This window comes from Streptomyces sp. NPDC007095 (assembly GCF_040634475.1).
Classification (GTDB): Bacteria; Actinomycetota; Actinomycetes; order Streptomycetales; family Streptomycetaceae; genus Streptomyces.
In genome coordinates this window covers 45451-61410 of the sequence record NZ_JBEYFS010000021.1, presented here as the reverse complement: position 1 = coordinate 61410, position 15960 = coordinate 45451, and the positions used below count along the sequence as shown (strand labels likewise).

The window sequence follows — 15960 nt, the reverse complement described above, 5'->3', positions numbered from 1 at the left end:
AGGCGCCCGGCAACTTGTGAGCAGGTGTCCTTTCGGGTGTGCGTGACCCAGCGCACGTACGAAACGGTTTCGTTTCTTTGAATCTCGGGGTATCTTCATGGGTGTACGAAACCGTGTCGTCCGGAGCAGAGAAGGTGAGTGGGATGGCTGAAGCCGCAACGGTGCGTCGCAGTCGGATCACTCCCGAGCGTGAGGCCGAGCTGTACGCGGCCGTGCTCGAACTGCTCCGGGAGGTCGGCTACGACGCCCTGACCATGGACGCCGTCGCCGCCCGTACCCGGTCCAGCAAGGCCACCCTCTACCGCCAGTGGGGCGGCAAGGCCGAGCTCGTCGTGAAGGCGCTGCGGCACGAGAAGCCGATCACCAGTGACATCGACACCGGGTCCCTGCGGGGCGACTTCCACGCCATGGTGAGGCGTGAGGACGACTGTCACATGGAGCAGAATTCCGCGCTGATGCGGGGTCTGGCCACGGCGCTGCACGGGAATCCCGATCTCCTGCGTGCCTTCCGCGAGTGGATCATCGAGCCGGAGACCGAGATGCTCCGCGAGATCCTGCGGCGTGCCGTCGACCGGGGTGAGATCCGGGCGGACAACCCCGCTCAGGACTACGTGCTGCACATGATGATCGGCGCCTTCGCGGTGCGCGGCATCGTCGACGAGCTGCCACCCACCCAGGACTTCCTCACCTCGTACATGGACGCCGTGATCCTCCCCGCTCTCGGCGCCTGAGCCTGCCCGAACTTCAGTAACGCCTACGTGCACCTGACGCGACCGCTCACGTCGTCGGGCTGATCTCCCCTGCCCAGCTGCCAGCAAACGACCTGACCGGGAGTACGCCCTCGTGGCCACATTCCTCTATAAACTCGGCCGATTCGCCTTCAGGCGACGCCATTTCGTCGCCCTGATATGGGTGGCCCTGCTGACGCTGGCGGGTGTCGGCGCCGCCTCCGCGCCCACCGCGGGAGCGTCCTCTTTCTCGATCCCCGGCACCGAGGCGCAGAAAGCCTTCGACCTGCTCGAACAGCGCTTCCCCGGGATGAGCGCCGACGGCGCGACCGCCCGCGTGGTCTTCAAGGCGCCCGCCGGCGAGAAGATGGGCGACAAGGCCAACAGGGCGACCGTCGAGAAGACCGTCAAGGCGCTCGGCGACGGCTCGGAGGTCACCTCCGTGTCCGACCCCTTCAAGTCCCACGCGGTGAGCAAGAACGGGTCGGTCGCCTACACCTCGGTGAAGTACAAGGTGTCCGGCATGGAGTTGAAGGACTCCTCGAAGACCGCCCTGGAGGAGGCCGCGCAGCAGGCGCGGGACGCCGGGCTGAGCGTCGAGGTCGGCGGTGACGCGCTCCAGGCGACGCCCGAGACCGGGTCGACCGAGGTCATCGGTATCGCGGTCGCCGCGGTCGTGCTCGTCATCACCTTCGGTTCGCTGATCGCGGCCGGGCTGCCGCTGCTGACCGCGCTGATCGGCGTCGGTATCGGCGTCTCGACGATCACGGCGCTGGCGAACGCGCTGGACCTGGGCACCACCACCTCCACCCTGGCGATGATGATCGGCCTCGCGGTCGGCATCGACTACGCCCTGTTCATCGTCTCCCGCTACCGCGCCGAACTGGCCGAGGGCCGGGAGCGCGAGGAGGCGGCCGGACGGGCCGTCGGTACGGCGGGTTCGGCGGTCGTCTTCGCCGGTCTGACGGTCGTGATCGCGCTGGTCGGTCTGTCGGTCGTCAACATCCCGATGCTGACGAAGATGGGTGTCGCGGCGGCGGGTACGGTCGCCATCGCCGTACTGATCGCGCTGTCGCTGATTCCGGCCCTGCTGGGCTACGCGGGCCGCAAGGTCCAGCCCGCGGGCAAGAAGAGCAAGCTGCTCGGCGGCGGGCGTGCCGTGAAGAAGGAGGGCAAGCCCAACATGGGCACCCGATGGGCGAGCTTCGTCGTGCGTCGGCCGCTCGCCGTGCTGGTGCTCGGCGTGATCGGCCTGGGCGCCGCCGCGCTCCCGGCGGCCTCGCTCGAACTGGGTCTGCCCGACGACGGTTCGCAGCCGACGTCGACCACGCAGCGCCGGGCGTACGACGCGCTGTCCGACGGCTTCGGTCCCGGCTTCAACGGTCCCCTGATGCTCGTCGTGGACGGCAAGTCCAGCGACGACCCCAAGGCCGCGGCGACCAAGGTCACCGACACGGTCAAGGACATGAAGGACGTCGTGTCGGTCAGCCCGGCGGCGTTCAACAAGGCCGGGGACACCGCGACGATCACGGTCATCCCCGACTCCAAGCCGTCCTCCGTCAAGACGGAGGACCTGGTGCACGCCATCCGTGACGCGGGTGGCACCATCTCGACGGAAACCGACGCGAAGGTGCTGGTCACCGGCACCACCGCGATGAACATCGACTTCTCGCAGAAGCTGAACGACGCGCTGATCCCGTATCTCGCGCTGGTCGTCGGCCTCGCCTTCCTCCTCCTGATCGTTGTCTTCCGCTCGGTCCTGGTCCCGCTGAAGGCGGCGCTCGGCTTCCTGCTGAGCGTGATGGCGGCGCTCGGCGCGGTTGTCGCCGTCTTCCAGTGGGGCTGGCTGTCCGGCCTCCTGGGCGTCGAGGAAACCGGCCCGATCATGTCGATGATGCCGATCTTCATGGTGGGTGTCGTCTTCGGTCTCGCGATGGACTACGAGGTGTTCCTCGTGACCCGGATGCGTGAGGCGTACGTCCACGGGGAGAAGCCCCACCAGGCGATCGTGACCGGCTTCAAGCACGGCGCACGGGTCGTCACGGCGGCCGCGGTCATCATGATCGCCGTCTTCTCCGGCTTCATCGGCTCCAGCGAGTCGATGATCAAGATGATCGGCTTCGGCCTCGCGATCGCGGTCTTCTTCGACGCGTTCGTGGTCCGCATGGCGATCGTCCCGGCGGTGCTGGCCCTGCTCGGGAAGAAGGCCTGGTGGCTGCCGAAGTGGCTGGACCGGGCGCTTCCCAACGTGGACGTCGAGGGCGAGGGCCTGCGCACGGCGGAGGAGAAGGGCCGGGGCCCCGGCGACGGGGGCCGGGACGAGGACCGGGAGCTGGTACGGGTCTGAGGCCTGACCGACTGGGCGTCCGGTTGACCGGCTGAGGTGGTGAGGGGCACCCCGCGTTGCGGCGGGGTGCCCCTCACTCTTGTTCCTGGCTGTGGAATCATCCGGTCCCAGGCTCTCTCACCAGGAGGTCCGCTGATCGTGTTGCACGAGTCGGTCTTCAACACCGCGGACCTGCCGGTCGGTGATCGGTTCGAGGCGTGGACGCAGCGCATGGGCCGTACGCACGCGCCCATGCAGCTGGCCAGCGACCGCACGGCGGACTACCGCGCACACCAGCGGATGATCGGGCTGGGGGACGTCACGGTCTGGCCGGCGACCTTCGACCATCTGGTCTTCCGGCGGACACCGAAGCTGATCCGCCAGTCCGATCCCGAGGTGTACCACCTCTCCCTCCTGCTGCGGGGAGAGGGAGCGGCCGCCTGGGACAGACAGCAGGCCGCCTACCGGGTCAACGACATCCACACGAACTGTTCCTCGCGGTCGTACGAGATACACACCGGTGCGGACCCGGTCAGCCTCGTGGGAGTCGAGATCCCGCGGTCGCTGGTGGCGCTGCCCGCGAACCGGGCCGACCAGGTGATCGGCGGCCGGATCTCGGGCCGCGAGGGAGTCGGCGCGCTCCTGGCGCAGTTCCTCGTCCAGTTGGCCTCGGACACCGGCTCCTACCAGCCGTCGGACGGACCCCGGCTGGGCACGGTCCTCGCCGATCTGGTCACGGCCGTCTTCGCGGGCGCCCTGGACGCCGAGGCCCTGCTGCCGCCGGAGACCCGCGGCCGGACGCTGATCCTGCGCATCAAGGCGTTCATCCGCCGGCATCTGGGCGACCAGGAGCTGACCCCCGCCCGGATCGCTGCCGCGCACCACATCTCGCGCAGCCATCTGTACCGCCTCTTCCAGGCCGAGGGCCTCACCGTGGCCTCCTACATCCGCGATCAGCGGCTGGAGAACGCCCGCCGCGACCTCGCCGACCCGGCGCTGCGCGCGATGCCGGTCCATGCCGTCGCCGCCCGCTGGGGCTTCCCCCGCGCCGCCGAGTTCACCCGGGCCTTCCGCGCCGCCCATGGCGTCCCGCCGAGTGAACTCCGGAGGCAGGCGGTGGCCGAGGAGTGTGCGGTACGTCCGGAAGGCCGTGGACCCTGCGCCAACTAAGTGGCGACTGTGCGCCAACGACAGGCGGGCGGTCGGCCGCGCATTCTGGTGATCGCCGCGCGGCGAGGGACGGGCGGACCGGAAGGGGCGGGCCAGGATCGCGGGGGTGTCCTGGCACGGCCCCGGCCCGGTCGGCTATGACGCGGCTCCGGCCCGGTCGGCTATGACGTGTCCTCGGCCCGGTCGGCTACGACGACAGCGCCGACCGTACCGCTCGTACCAGCGCCTGCGCCCGTGGATCCGCCGTCACCGTCTTGCGGAAGCCGTTCGTGATGTAGCCGAAGGCGACGCCCGACTCGGGGTCCGCGAAGCCCAGTGGGCCGCCGCGGCCCGGGTGGCCGAACGAGGCCGGGCCCAGCAGCGGGGAGGCGGTGCCGTGGAGCATGTAGCCGAGGCCGAAACGGGTGCTGATGACCAGGGTGCGGTCCGGTCCCGCGGACGCCTCGGCGCGGGCCAGGTCGACCGTGTCCGGGGTGAACAGGCGGGTGCCGTCCAGCTCGCCGGTCAGGGCGGCGTAGAAGCGGGCGAGACCGTCGGCCGTGGCGATGCCGTTGGAGGCGGGGAGGGCCGCCGCACGGTAGGCGGGGTCGTTGTCGTCGGGCGGCGGGGTGATCGCGGCGAAGGCACGCACGGTCGTCGAGTCCGGGTCCTTGTAGGCCTCGGCCACCGACCGCTTCGGGCGGGTGCGCAGGGCGCTCGACGGCTCGGGCGCGTCGACCCGGCCCGCGCGGCCCACCCGGTGGGCCTCGGCCTCCGGCAGCCCGACCCAGAGGTCCAGCCCGAGCGGGGCGGAGATCTCCGTCGCGATGAACTCGCTCACGCCCCGGCCGCCGGTGACGCGGCGGACCAGTTCGGAGAGCATCCAGCCGAAGGTGTGGGGGTGGTAGCCGTGGTCCGTGCCCGGCTCCCAGAGCGGGGCCTGCGCCGCGATCGACGCGGCCGTACGGTCCGGGTCCGCGGCCTCGGCCGGGGTCAGCGGCGCGTCGACCACGGGCACGCCCGCCCGGTGCGACAGCACATGCCGGACCAGAAGCCGTTCCTTGCCCCGAGCCTTGAACTCGGGCCAGTACTCCCCGACCGGTGCGTCCAGGTCCAGCTCGCCGCGCTCGTGCAGCATCAGTAGTACGGCGGCCCCGACGCCCTTCGTCGCCGAGTGCATGACGTGGGCGGTGTCGTGCTCCCAGGGCGCCGAATCCGCCGTACCGTCCACGTCGCGCGCGCCGCCCCACAGGTCGACGACCTTGCGCCCGTGCCGGTACACGGAGACCGCCGCGCCCCGTTCCCCGAGCGTCTCGAAGTTGCGTACGAACGCTTCTCTGACCGGCTCGAAGCCCTCGGCCACTTCGCCGTTCACGTTCACGTCCGTACTCCCTGTCGCCCGGCCACCCTCAACAATTGGATGCAACACGCACGCGGAAGGCTCGATTCCTAGCCGAGCAGGATCGTGACCTCGATGTTGTTCCGGGTCGCGTTCGAGTACGGGCAGACCTCGTGCGCCGCGTCCACGAGCTTGGTCGCGACGTCCTGGTCGAGGACGGGCAGCGAGACGCTCAGGGCGACCGCGAGACCGTAGCCGCGCTGCTTGTTGGGTCCGATGCCGACCTTCGCGGCGACGGTGGAGCCGGTCAGGTCCAGTCCGGCGCGGCGGCCCACCAGCACCAGCGCGTTGTGGAAGCAGGCGCTGTACCCGGCCGCGAAGAGCTGTTCGGGGTTGGTGCCGTTGCCGTCACCGCCGAGCGCGGGAGGCATCGCGACCTTCAGCTCGATCTGGCCGTCCAGGCTGGTGACATAGCCGTCCCGGCCGCCGTGCGCGGTGGCCTCGGCGACGTACATGATCTTCGTCGGACGAGTGTCGACAGCGGTGTCGCCGACAGCGGTGCCATCGATCATGGCGGGACCTCCCCCAGGACGGAAAACACGGAAGTGCACAAGTACATCGTGCACAAGGTACCGGCCGGTACGGAAGGCCTGATTACCAGGGGCTGGAAACCGTCGGTAACCCCCGTCCCGCCAACGCCCCGCCCGTCCGGCCCCGTCCTGCTCCGTCCTGCTCCGTTTCCGGACGGGCAGGTCAGCGCCCGCGCCCCGCCGCACCGTCCGCGCGCTCGGCCAGCCCCCACAGCTCCTGTCGCATCCTGGCCACCTCGTCCCCGGCAAGGCCGGTCGACGCCAGCAGCGCCCGCGGTATGCCCGCCGCGCGCTCCCGCAGCGCCTCGCCGCGCCCGGTGACCGCCACCAGCACCGAACGCTCGTCGCGCGCCGAGCGTTCACGGCGGACCAGACCGGCCGACTCCAGGCGCTTGAGCAGCGGCGACACCGTGCCGTAGTCCAGCCGCAGCGCGCCCGCCAGTTCCTTGACCGTGGTCTCGCCGCGCTCCCAGAGGAACAGCAGGACGAGGTACTGCGGGTAGGTGAGGCCGAGCTCCTCCAGCAGCGGGCGGTACGCGGCGGTCACCGCGCGCTGGGCCGCGTACAGCGCGAAGCACAGCTGGTCGTCGAGGAACAGCGACCCGGCCGATCCGAAGTCCTCTTGGTCCCCTTGTTTCGTCACGCGCCCATTGTCACGGAGTACGCACAGCTGTCGAGCGCGGATCGAAACCGAAGGGAAGTTCCAGGCGGTGGGTGCGCATCAGCTCGTCGTCGGAGAGCAGCTCACCGGTCTTCCCGTCCGCGGCGATCGCGCCGTCGCTCAGGATCAGTGCCCGGGGGCACAGTTCGAGGGCGTACGGCAGGTCGTGCGTGACCATGAGGACGGTGACGTCCAACGACCGCAGGATGTCGGCGAGTTCGCGGCGCGAGGCCGGGTCGAGGTTGGAGGACGGCTCGTCGAGGACGAGGATCTCCGGCTCCATGGCGAGGACGGTCGCGACGGCCACCCGGCGCCGCTGCCCGAACGACAGATGGTGCGGGGGGCGGCCGGCGAAGTCCGCCATGCCGACCCGCTCCAGAGCCGTACGGACGCGCTCCTCCAGCTCGGTGCCCTTCAGCCCGGCCGCGGCGGGCCCGAAGGCCACGTCCTCGCGCACGGTCGGCATGAACAACTGGTCGTCCGGGTCCTGGAAGACGATGCCGACCTTGCGCCGGATCTCCGCCATGTGCCGCTTGCCGACCGGGAGTCCGGCCACCGTCACGGTTCCGGCGCCGCCGGTCAGGATGCCGTTGAGATGGAGGACGAGGGTGGTCTTGCCGGCGCCGTTCGGGCCGAGCAGCGCGACGCGCTCGCCACGCCCGAGGCGGAAGTCGACGCCGAAGAGGGCCTGGTGGCCGTCGGGGTAGGCGAAGGCCAGTCCGGCCACTTCCAGAGAGGGGGTCACAGGGTCCATCCCAGCAGGCAGACGACAAGGGCGGTGAACGGGAGGGTGAGGGCGTACGACCACTGCGCCCGGGACGCGGTCACCTCGTCGATGACCGGCATCGAACCGGCGTACCCCCGGCTCACCATGGCGAGATGGACGCGCTCCCCGCGCTCGTAGGAGCGGATGAACAGCGCGCCCGCGGACTTCGCGAGGACGCCCCAGTGCCGTACACCCCGGGCCTCGAAGCCCCGCGACTCCCGTGCGATCCGCATCCGCCGCATCTCGTCGGTGATGACATCGCCGTAGCGGATCATGAAGGAGGCGATCTGTACGAGGAGCGGGGGCAGCTTCAACCGCTGTAGCCCCAGCAGCAGTTCGCGCAGTTCGGTCGTCGAGGCGAGGAGTACGGAGGCGGCGACGCCCAGGGTGCCCTTGGCGAGGACGTTCCAGGCGCCCCACAGGCCGTTCACGCTGAGCGACAGACCGAGGACGTCCACCCGCTCGCCCTGCGCCACGAACGGCATGAGCACGGCGAAGGCGACGAACGGGATCTCGATCAGCAGCCGCTTGAGCAGGAAGGCGGCCGGTACCCGGGCCTTGTACGCCACCGTCGCCAGGAGTGCGGCGTACAGCGCGAAGGCCCACATCGCCTCGCGCGGGGTGGAGACGATCACGACGACGAAGGCGAAGGTCGCGGCGAGCTTGGTGTGCGGGGGCAGGGCGTGCACGGGGGAGTGCCCGTGCCGGTAGAGCCTGTGCGCGTGGCCCGCGCCCACCTCAGGCCACCTGCGCGGGGGAGGCGTCGGCGCTGCGGCGCCTGCGCACCGCCCAGAAGATCGCCGTACCCGCGACGACGGTGACGCCGACGCCGATCACGCCCGCGAGGCCGCCGGAGATCCGGGCGTCGGAGATGTCCTTGACGCCGTACCCGGCGAGCGGGGAGTCCTCGGTGTGGTGCTTCTTGGTGTTCTTGTCGATGCCCTGGTCCTTGGCGACCTTCTCCAGGCCGTCGGGGCTCGCGGAGGCGTAGAAGCTGACGAAACCCGCGAGGAGGAGGGAGGTGACGAGGCCGACCGCCCACACCTTGCGACGGGAGGTCCGGGCGGCCACGGGGACGGCGGGCGCGGGTGCGTCGACCAGTTCGCCGCCGACGCGCAGCTTCAGCCGCTGCTGCAGACCGCGCGCCCCGTACACGAGGTCCGGTCGTACGGCGATGACCGCGCCGACCGTGAGAGCGGTGATGGTGGCCTCGCCGATGCCGATGAGGACGTGCACGCCGATCATCGCGGTGGCGACCTTGGTGATCGGGACGTCGGTGGTGCCGCCGAGGGCGTAGATGAGAGTGAAGGCGACGGCGGCGCCCGGGACGGAAAGGAGTGCGGAGACGAAGGCCGCCACGGTGATGGAGCGCTTCTTGCGCGGCAGGACCTTCACCAGGCCCCGGAAGACGGCGTAGGAGACGACCGTCGTGACGATCGCCATGTCGGTGATGTTCACGCCGAGTGCGGTCAGGCCGCCGTCGGCGAAGAGGATGCCCTGCATCAGCAGGACCACGGAGACGCAGAGGACCCCGGTGAAGGGGCCGACGAGTATCGCCGCGAGCGCGCCGCCGAGCAGATGTCCGCTGGTTCCGGCGGCGACCGGGAAGTTCAGCATCTGCACGGCGAAGATGAAGGCGGCGACCAGGCCGGCGAGCGGCGCGGTCTTCTCGTCGAGTTCGCGGCGGGCGCCCCGCAGGCTCACGGCGATGGCGCCGGCGGCGACCACTGCGGTGACCGCGGAGACCGGGGCGTTGATGAATCCGTCAGGCACATGCACCGTTCGATGATAGTGCCTTGTTGCGAATGAGTTGCAAGAGCGAGGCGCCCATGAATAGTGGCGGGGCGGTGATGCATGGCGGGGGCCGATCCGGGAACCCGATGAGTATGGGAGTCCGTGGGCGAAATCTCCGGAATGTGCGACATTGGAGAGGTGACGGATTCATCTATTCCACACAGGTAACGCAGCGCAAGGAGTCGGTTCATGTCTGCCGTCGAACAGTACGCACGCGCCCACATCGTCACCGACACGGCAGACTCCGCCGAGGACGAACACCAGGCCGTCCCGGTGGCCCTCAGCTACGACCCCGACGCCGATCCCCGTCAGGTTCACATGACGCTGCCCGGCCCCCACGAGTGGGCCTTCCCCCGGGAGCTCCTCGAACGAGGCCTGCGCGCTCCGGTCGAGTCCGGCGACGTACGCGTGTGGCCGTGCGGCCGGGTGCAGGCGGTCGTGGAGTTCCACTCCGCGCAGGGGGTCTCGGTGGTGCAGTTCGACTCGAAGGTCCTGATCCGCTTCCTCCGCCGCACGTACACAGCGGTGACTCCGGTGGCTCGCTGAGGCCGTTCCACCCAGCGGGCGCGCGGTATCAGCGCGCGTGCGGCATCAGACCGATCCCCATCACCAGCAGACCCGCCGCCGCGATCCGGGGTGCCCCGAACCGCTCCTTGAAGAACACGGCCCCGATCGCCGCGCCGACGATGATCGATGTCATACCCGGCTCATACAGTGTTTGTCATGAGCCGCGATGCGGGATCACCAGGCCGGTGCCCTGGTAGCCGCCGTCGGCGATGGTCGTGGTCCTGCCGGCGGCTGCCTTCGCACCCGATTCTGCCCACGCCTTGCAGTCGTTGCGGTTGCCCGGCACTGGACGTCCGACCGCGACGACCAGCCGTGTGTCAGCGTCGACGACCACTTGGTGGTTGGTCGAGTACCTGTAGTTCTTGGACCGCTCGGTGATGCTGTGATCGCGAGTAGGCACCAGCGTGCCGTCGACGATGAGCACGGTGCCGGCGTGGAAGCGCTGCCGCTGCTTGAGGGCCAGCAGCGGGCCGATGTGGTCGATGATCCGGTCGGCAGATGACTTGGAGATGCCGAACAGCGGGGCGAGCTGCCGCAATGTCAGGTTGGTCCGCCAGTACGCGGCGACCAGGAGCACCCGATCTTCCAGCGGCAGTGACCAGGGACGCCCTCGGCGAGTCCGATCGGCGCCTTCTCGGCGCAGCAACATGACCAGCTTTCGAAAGTCGCGCGAGCGCAGCCCAGTGAACGGGGGTATCCAGGACGGTTCCGCTGCCGTGATCACTCCAGCCACAGCGGGATCTTCTCAGGGCGGACCACGCCCTGACCGCTCACATGGCCAGCGCGGCACTCACCCGAGCCAGGCGCTCGCCCGGCATGGCGAAGTCATTGGCGGGGTTGCGGAACGAGTACATGCCGTCGTTGATCCGCGCACCATCCTCGGCCGCCGCCCAGCGCACCGGGCCGGTCAGTCCCTGCTTTTCAAGCATGGACGTGGCGAGCGACTCGGCGTGCTGCATGCCCAGGCACGTGCGCAAGGCCGCGGCCAGGCGGGAAACGGCCTCCTTAGGTGCAGCCCAGTCCCCGAAGGCTGGCAGCAGGAGCAGCAGGCGGGCGTGTGGGTCCGTGGTGGTCCCTCCGGGCAGGCCGTTATCCGCAGCGGCGACCAGGTCCGGCCAGGACAAACCGGGGCCCATGAAGTGCCCGTCGTCCCGTGCGACCAACTCGGCCCGCGTCCAGCTGGGATGGTTCACCAGGTAGTCGACCCCCGCCTCCCCAGGAACGGTGCGGTAGACGACATGGAAGCGGTGTCCCGCAGCGAGGGGAATGGTGAAGGCGGGCCAGTCAGCCCGCTGCCAAAGACGCTGCCAGTAGGCCCGATGGTCTGCCCACGCATAGCCCGGTCCGAAGAACAGCCCGGCTCCACCAGAGCCCCAGGAGTAGAGGTGCCCCATCCAGAAAAGCCTCTCGTCCAGCAGTTCAGGGCGCTGGCTGAAGGGACCGTCGTGGTAGCTGGGTATCCGTGCGGGATGCAGATCCACGTCGTTGGTCATGCAGGCCATCATGCCGCGTTGACGCGACGCTCAGGTCGTGTCGCGCTTCGCGGCTGGCAGAGAGGGTGGTTGCTCGTCGCGGCTCTCCGCGGTGAAGGCGTCGCGGCGAGCGAGGGTCACCGACAGAGGCAGGCCCAGCCGCACGGCCGCGCGTCGCCGGACACGCACCTGCGCTCGGGTCCGAGGCCGGAAGGAGGGGAGCCGCGAGCAGCCGCAGCCAGGGCGATGATCGTAGGTCAGCCCCTCCGCGAGCACGGTCGCAACGACGGACCATGCCTTCGTGTCGCGTCGCCGGGGCGCAGCGAAGTCGTAGCCGGCGAAGACGAGCTGTTCACGACAGCCAGGACAGATGTGCTTCCGGATCGGCCACGTGCTGCCCTTGAAGGCGAGCCGGCACGCGACGCACACGTAGTGCCGGAAGGCCCCGTTGAACGCGTGGTAGCACATGGTCCGACAGGGTACGCATCGTCCGCGGGCCAGCCCAAGCGGATTCCTGGTGCCCGATCTGGCCAGTCAGCCGCCCGGTCAGTCGCTGTAGCGCACGAGGGGTGTGGATGAGCGAATAGCGGGACAGCCCTTTAGCCAGAGAGGGCACCAAGGGCGACGGAGTCTGTCACGAGCCGTCCCACAGTCCCCGCCGACGCAGGCGGCGCTGTCGGAGCCTCTCGTACAACGCCGTGAGTCCGAGGACCCCGCCGAGCAGGAAGCCACCGACCGGAGCGATGACGAAGTCCGACTGCTGCACTCCTGGCAGCAACAAGAAGTAGGCGGCCCACACCGTCCCTGTCACAAGCGCCAGGAGGACCGGATGCCGGGCCGTGAACTTCTGTGTACGTGTGGGAGGGCGTTCGCCGCCCAGAAAGCGGTCCACGGCCCAGAAGACGCGGACCAGTCTTCGACCTACCTCCGACATGGCCGAGAGCGTATCGCGCGCCGATCGGTCCGCGACCGGCGATCGTCTAGTAGGACGCATGCCAGCTGGCGCACGTCTATGGGTGACCAACCCCGACGTGCGCCAGACGCGACCTCGACCGTACTGAGGACATGGGGCCCCGTTTGAGATCTGCTGCTGCGCCAGTTCTGGTTGGGTAGCTTGATCGGCATGGATCAGGGGCGGGTAGTTGAAGCGTTCCGTCTTGAGGCGGGGCAGCTCGCGCAGGCGATGACTGGGGTCTCGGCGGCCGAGTGGCGTCTGCCGACACGGTGTGCGCCGTGGACGGTCAGCGACTTGCTGGCTCATGTCCGGGTGGTGATTGCCTGGCTGCCGGGCATGCTGGCCGTGCCGGCGCCGACCCGTGCCGAGGTCTCGGCAGTGGAGTACTACCGGCCCGACGACCGTTTCGCTCCGGACACCAACGCGGCTCGGATCGCTCTGGCACAAGATCATGCGGCCGAACAGCTCGGCGGTGCCGCGCTCGCCGACGACTTCGACGCCACTTGGCAACAGGTGGACCGACTGTGCCGGGCCGAGCCCGAAGGTCGTGTGGTTCGCACGCGGCACGGCGATCCGATGCTCCTGTCGGAGTTCCTGCTGACGCGCGTGGTTGAGGTCGCCGTGCACGGCCTGGACCTGGCCGATGCCCTCGGGCGTGAGCCGTGGCTGACTTCCCAGGCCGCAGATTTGGTGCAGGGTCTTCTGCTCGGCCCGGATGGGGCGGCTGCACTGGAGAAGCTTGGGTGGGGGCAACTTCACTTCCTACGCAAGGCGACCGGGCGCGAGCCGATCACCAGGGAGGAAGCATTGGACGTCAGTCGCCTCGACATCCGGTGGCTCACGCTGGGTTGAGAGCGTCGCCGACTGACGCCGGCGCAGCAGTAGAGCTAAATCGCGCTCTCATCGCACCGGACAGGGCTACGAAATGGCTTCACCAGCGCCCTGACCAGCGAAGTTATTACCGCTGGGCCGCGTCCATGGTTGCCGTCAGCGCCCCGACTCCCCGGCCCGCACCGCAGCCTCCTGATCGCGGTAGTACGAGCGCCAGATCAACCGGTGCACTCGCGTCCAGCGCGGGATGGACCGAACGCCGGGGATGAAGGGGACCAGCACCAGCCCCAGGCTGAGCAGCACCATCACGCCCCAGATCAGGGCGTCGGCGTTGCCGGACGACTTGAAGGGTTCGATCTGGTACCAGAACGTGTAGAGCCACAGCCACGCCTGGCCCGGGTAGTTGCCCGTCTCGTTCATCATTCCCCATTGGTCGCCGCCCAGGTGCTCGGTGCGGGCCAGGGACTCCAGGTAGGAGCCGTCGGAGAGGAAGAGCAGAGAGCGGGTGTAGTCGGTCTCGTAGAACTTGCCGCCGCCCGGCAACTCTCCGTCCAGGGCACCCGATCGGGCCAGGTCGAGAAGGCGCGCGGTGAGCACAGGGACCGGACCGTAGTCGCCCCTGGCCACCTTGGCGGGGTCGCCGCCGGGAGACTTGGCCAGTGCGTCGGAGTAGGCCTTGCTCCAGTCCTGGCGGCGGGAGACCGGGGCAGCGGCCCAGGCCGCGAGGGCGGCTCTGACGCCAGGCGGTTCGGGGGCATGGGCCAGGGGTCCGATGACCAAGTCGTCGGCGGTGTCCACCGGGATGCGTACGCCGGCGGCGTTCTGCAAGCCGACCGGTCCGAGCTTCTGCGCCGCGCCCGGCGTGTGGTTGTACGGGGGCCCGTACTCGGCGGTTCCGCTGGTGCCGGCGAGTTCGGCCACGGCGGTCGCTGTGAAGTCCGGGCCGGCCGCCCGGGACCAGGAAGCCAAGGTCACCGGTCTGACATCGGGCGAGGAGAAGACAGCGGCCAGACCCGCGGTGAGAAGCGCGACAGCCACCAGGGCGATCACGAACTCCTTGATCAGGTCGTACTGCCGGGTGGGGAAGGCGGCCGGGTCGGGCACTGCCGCCTTCCGGGATCGCCGGCCCGTCACCGCGCGTCCCGTGCCGCGGGCGCCGCCGTCCCGCCGGCCGCGGGGTCGGTCACCCCGATGGGCGGGACGATTCCGCGCCACCGGACCAGCAGGATGTGCCCGGCGGTCAGGAGACCGAGGACGAACGGAAGCAGCACGATGTGCCACATCAGCATCTGCCCGAAGTTCATCACGTTGAAGAACGCGCCGACACCGACCGAGTTGAGCCCGTCCTTGGCCTGCCCCGCGATCCACTGCGAATCGAAGTTCTGCTGTACCAGATAACCGGTGAAGGCAGTGCCGATCGCGGTGAAGAAACAGACCGCGCCGGTGATCCATGTCAGTGCCCGACCGCCGCGCCAGGCAGCCATGAAGAACTTGCCCCACAGGTGGATGACCATGAAGAACATCAACAACTGGACGCTCAACAGGTGCAGGCTGTTCACGTATCTGCCTGTCGTCGAGACGTGCCACCAGCCGGGTCCCTTCAGCGCGAGCAGCCCGCCGCTGACGAGTGCCACGATCAGCGAGGACAGGGTGAGCACGCCGAAGACGTAGATCCATGAGGCCATGTACGCCGGCTGTGTGTCCGGCAGAAGTTTGGCCGGGGGCAGGGCCTTGACGGCCCTCCGACGCACCGCGCCGGTCCAGCCGCCGGAGGCTGACACGTTCGTGTAAGGCCCGGTGGCCGCGCCGTCCTCACCCGGAACGCTCATCTGCGGCCTCCCGGGAAGGGCAGGAGGAGGGCGGCGACAAAGACGATCACCATCAAGCCGATGACCACGAGGTTCGCGACGGACACCTGGATGACGCCCCAGTGCACATAGCGCCCGGCTCCGTTCAGATCTACGGGCGCGGCAAGCGCATGCCCGCCCGGCAGCAGTAGTCCCGTCATCGTCACGACCTGTCTTCCCATCCCTCGCCGTACCGCTGGCGACAAGCAAAGCGCCTCGTGGAGCTCTCGGCATCCGGGCCAGCACGGACCATGGGCTGAAAGGCCCAACCGGAACATGCGTCAGTGCGGGGCCCGGTGGGCTTCGGCCGCACTCCAGGCTGCCGAGGCCACAGTCCGTTCCCCGCGACGCCGCTCAACCGCACGTCTGACCAGGCCCGGCAGCGGCTTCCCTCGCCTCGGAGCGTCACGTCGAGGTGAGCAGTCGGCGACGGGCGGGTCACCTGTTCCTGTCTCCCGGCGGCGGAGCGACGCCCGTCGGGCAGGACGCCCCCCAGTTCGTCTCGAACGGGTCACCTGGCCTGACCCCCGTCGCACCTACACCGCAGTACGCGAAAAATACTGCTGGTGGTCGTACTCGAGCGCGGAGCGGTCGCACCCTGCGGAGAGGATCCCCGTCCCGATGTGCCGACCGACACCACATGGCGGATCCCCTCCAGCCCGCTGACCAGCGCGCTTATTACCGGCTGAACAGGGTTTGACTGAGGACTCGCGCAGGGCGGCGATCGGGGCCGGCTCCGCGCGCGTCTGCGCCCAGAGCACCAGCGCGTACGCCGCCACGGACAGCACCGAGCCGAGCAGCCCCAGGGCGGCGAAGGGACGGAGGACGGGGACGAGCCGGGGCGCGCAGGCGGTAGGCGGCGTACGCCGGGATCACGACTCCCTGAACGGCCATCAGCCAGGCGATGTAGTCATGGGCGGCACGCTGTCGGTCGG

The 15960-nt window shown here is 69.5% G+C and carries 17 protein-coding genes and 3 pseudogenes; 5 read left to right on the top strand and 15 right to left on the bottom strand.

Annotated elements, in window-relative coordinates; all coding sequences use genetic code 11:
- Positions 1 to 143: 143 nt before the first annotated feature.
- The 3 genes from ABZ656_RS10335 to ABZ656_RS10325 all read left to right on the top strand — a co-directional run bounded on the left by ABZ656_RS10335 (position 144) and on the right by ABZ656_RS10325 (position 4224).
- Positions 144 to 731 (top strand): TetR/AcrR family transcriptional regulator, encoded by a 588-nt coding sequence (locus ABZ656_RS10335; protein WP_054233064.1) that lies wholly within the window; start codon positions 144 to 146, stop codon positions 729 to 731.
- A 112-nt stretch (positions 732 to 843) separates the two neighbouring features.
- Positions 844 to 3075 carry an MMPL family transporter gene (locus tag ABZ656_RS10330; RefSeq protein WP_360266404.1) on the top strand — a complete coding sequence of 744 codons (2232 nt, stop codon included), beginning with the start codon at positions 844 to 846 and terminating at the stop codon, positions 3073 to 3075.
- 138 nt (positions 3076 to 3213) lie between these two features.
- Positions 3214 to 4224 carry a helix-turn-helix domain-containing protein gene (locus ABZ656_RS10325; RefSeq protein ID WP_360266401.1) on the top strand — a complete coding sequence of 337 codons (1011 nt, stop codon included), beginning with the start codon at positions 3214 to 3216 and terminating at the stop codon, positions 4222 to 4224.
- Between the two features lie 187 nt (positions 4225 to 4411).
- On the opposite strand, the gene ABZ656_RS10320 is transcribed toward ABZ656_RS10325, so the two are convergent.
- The 6 genes from ABZ656_RS10320 to ABZ656_RS10295 all read right to left on the bottom strand — a co-directional run bounded on the left by ABZ656_RS10320 (position 4412) and on the right by ABZ656_RS10295 (position 9338).
- Entirely contained in the window at positions 4412 to 5584 is a 1173-nt protein-coding gene (locus ABZ656_RS10320; protein ID WP_360266398.1) for a serine hydrolase domain-containing protein, read from the bottom strand.
- A gap of 68 nt (positions 5585 to 5652) precedes the next feature.
- On the bottom strand, positions 5653 to 6114 hold the full coding sequence (locus ABZ656_RS10315) for an organic hydroperoxide resistance protein (RefSeq protein ID WP_101404570.1): 462 nt from the start codon (positions 6112 to 6114) through the stop codon (positions 5653 to 5655).
- A 181-nt stretch (positions 6115 to 6295) separates the two neighbouring features.
- Positions 6296 to 6775: a MarR family transcriptional regulator gene (locus ABZ656_RS10310; RefSeq protein ID WP_101404572.1), complete on the bottom strand. Its 480-nt coding sequence runs from the start codon at positions 6773 to 6775 to the stop codon at positions 6296 to 6298.
- A 10-nt stretch (positions 6776 to 6785) separates the two neighbouring features.
- Positions 6786 to 7547 carry an ABC transporter ATP-binding protein gene (locus tag ABZ656_RS10305; protein WP_101404573.1) on the bottom strand — a complete coding sequence of 254 codons (762 nt, stop codon included), beginning with the start codon at positions 7545 to 7547 and terminating at the stop codon, positions 6786 to 6788.
- Positions 7535 to 8296: a cobalt ECF transporter T component CbiQ gene (cbiQ, locus tag ABZ656_RS10300; RefSeq protein WP_360266393.1), complete on the bottom strand. Its 762-nt coding sequence runs from the start codon at positions 8294 to 8296 to the stop codon at positions 7535 to 7537. The genes ABZ656_RS10305 and cbiQ overlap by 13 nt, the downstream gene beginning before the upstream one ends.
- Before the next feature lies 1 nt (position 8297).
- Positions 8298 to 9338: an energy-coupling factor ABC transporter permease gene (locus ABZ656_RS10295; RefSeq protein WP_360266390.1), complete on the bottom strand. Its 1041-nt coding sequence runs from the start codon at positions 9336 to 9338 to the stop codon at positions 8298 to 8300.
- A 204-nt stretch (positions 9339 to 9542) separates the two neighbouring features.
- Between ABZ656_RS10295 and ABZ656_RS10290 the strand changes: the two genes are divergently transcribed.
- On the top strand, positions 9543 to 9899 hold the full coding sequence (locus tag ABZ656_RS10290; protein ID WP_101404576.1) for an SsgA family sporulation/cell division regulator: 357 nt from the start codon (positions 9543 to 9545) through the stop codon (positions 9897 to 9899).
- Between the two features lie 28 nt (positions 9900 to 9927).
- Here the strand turns inward: ABZ656_RS10290 and ABZ656_RS10285 are convergent.
- The 5 genes and pseudogenes from ABZ656_RS10285 to ABZ656_RS10265 all read right to left on the bottom strand — a co-directional run.
- Positions 9928 to 10050, bottom strand: a pseudogene (locus ABZ656_RS10285) (EamA family transporter); the annotation flags it as partial.
- Between the two features lie 33 nt (positions 10051 to 10083).
- A pseudogene (locus ABZ656_RS10280) lies at positions 10084 to 10653 on the bottom strand (transposase family protein); the annotation flags it as partial.
- A 37-nt stretch (positions 10654 to 10690) separates the two neighbouring features.
- A complete protein-coding gene (locus ABZ656_RS10275; protein WP_218978242.1) occupies positions 10691 to 11413 on the bottom strand; it encodes a hypothetical protein in 723 nt (240 codons plus the stop codon).
- Positions 11414 to 11443: 30 nt separating this feature from the next.
- Positions 11444 to 11860 carry a hypothetical protein gene (locus ABZ656_RS10270; protein WP_180362463.1) on the bottom strand — a complete coding sequence of 139 codons (417 nt, stop codon included), beginning with the start codon at positions 11858 to 11860 and terminating at the stop codon, positions 11444 to 11446.
- 166 nt (positions 11861 to 12026) lie between these two features.
- On the bottom strand, positions 12027 to 12326 hold the full coding sequence (locus ABZ656_RS10265; RefSeq protein WP_129592269.1) for a hypothetical protein: 300 nt from the start codon (positions 12324 to 12326) through the stop codon (positions 12027 to 12029).
- A gap of 189 nt (positions 12327 to 12515) precedes the next feature.
- On the opposite strand from ABZ656_RS10265, the gene ABZ656_RS10260 reads away from it, so the two are divergent.
- The gene (locus ABZ656_RS10260) at positions 12516 to 13199 is read left to right on the top strand and encodes a maleylpyruvate isomerase N-terminal domain-containing protein (RefSeq protein WP_360266385.1); all 684 of its coding nucleotides are present in this window, start codon (positions 12516 to 12518) and stop codon (positions 13197 to 13199) included.
- Between the two features lie 135 nt (positions 13200 to 13334).
- Here ABZ656_RS10260 and ABZ656_RS10255 read toward each other — a convergent pair whose 3' ends face one another.
- The 4 genes and pseudogenes from ABZ656_RS10255 to ABZ656_RS10240 all read right to left on the bottom strand — a co-directional run.
- A complete protein-coding gene (locus ABZ656_RS10255; protein ID WP_218978249.1) occupies positions 13335 to 14282 on the bottom strand; it encodes a hypothetical protein in 948 nt (315 codons plus the stop codon).
- Positions 14283 to 14308: 26 nt separating this feature from the next.
- Positions 14309 to 15007, bottom strand: coding sequence for a cytochrome b N-terminal domain-containing protein (locus ABZ656_RS10250; protein WP_101404579.1), 699 nt, complete (start codon positions 15005 to 15007; stop codon positions 14309 to 14311).
- Positions 15004 to 15186, bottom strand: a complete 183-nt coding sequence (locus ABZ656_RS10245; RefSeq protein WP_129592270.1) for a hypothetical protein — start codon at positions 15184 to 15186, stop codon at positions 15004 to 15006. The genes ABZ656_RS10250 and ABZ656_RS10245 overlap by 4 nt, the downstream gene beginning before the upstream one ends.
- 375 nt (positions 15187 to 15561) lie before the next feature.
- A pseudogene (locus ABZ656_RS10240) lies at positions 15562 to 15934 on the bottom strand (hypothetical protein); the annotation flags it as partial.
- Between the last annotated feature and the right edge of the window lie 26 nt (positions 15935 to 15960).

Coding starts and splice junctions, on each gene's coding strand:
- ABZ656_RS10265 (WP_129592269.1), bottom strand. CDS start 12,326: ATGTCGGAGGTAGGTCGAAGACTGGTCCGCGTCTTCTGGGCCGTGGAC.
- ABZ656_RS10305 (WP_101404573.1), bottom strand. CDS start 7,547: ATGGACCCTGTGACCCCCTCTCTGGAAGTGGCCGGACTGGCCTTCGCC.
- ABZ656_RS10245 (WP_129592270.1), bottom strand. CDS start 15,186: ATGACGGGACTACTGCTGCCGGGCGGGCATGCGCTTGCCGCGCCCGTA.
- ABZ656_RS10275 (WP_218978242.1), bottom strand. CDS start 11,413: ATGACCAACGACGTGGATCTGCATCCCGCACGGATACCCAGCTACCAC.
- ABZ656_RS10270 (WP_180362463.1), bottom strand. CDS start 11,860: ATGTGCTACCACGCGTTCAACGGGGCCTTCCGGCACTACGTGTGCGTC.
- ABZ656_RS10335 (WP_054233064.1), top strand. CDS start 144: ATGGCTGAAGCCGCAACGGTGCGTCGCAGTCGGATCACTCCCGAGCGT.
- ABZ656_RS10250 (WP_101404579.1), bottom strand. CDS start 15,007: ATGAGCGTTCCGGGTGAGGACGGCGCGGCCACCGGGCCTTACACGAAC.
- ABZ656_RS10260 (WP_360266385.1), top strand. CDS start 12,516: ATGGATCAGGGGCGGGTAGTTGAAGCGTTCCGTCTTGAGGCGGGGCAG.
- ABZ656_RS10315 (WP_101404570.1), bottom strand. CDS start 6,114: ATGATCGATGGCACCGCTGTCGGCGACACCGCTGTCGACACTCGTCCG.
- ABZ656_RS10290 (WP_101404576.1), top strand. CDS start 9,543: ATGTCTGCCGTCGAACAGTACGCACGCGCCCACATCGTCACCGACACG.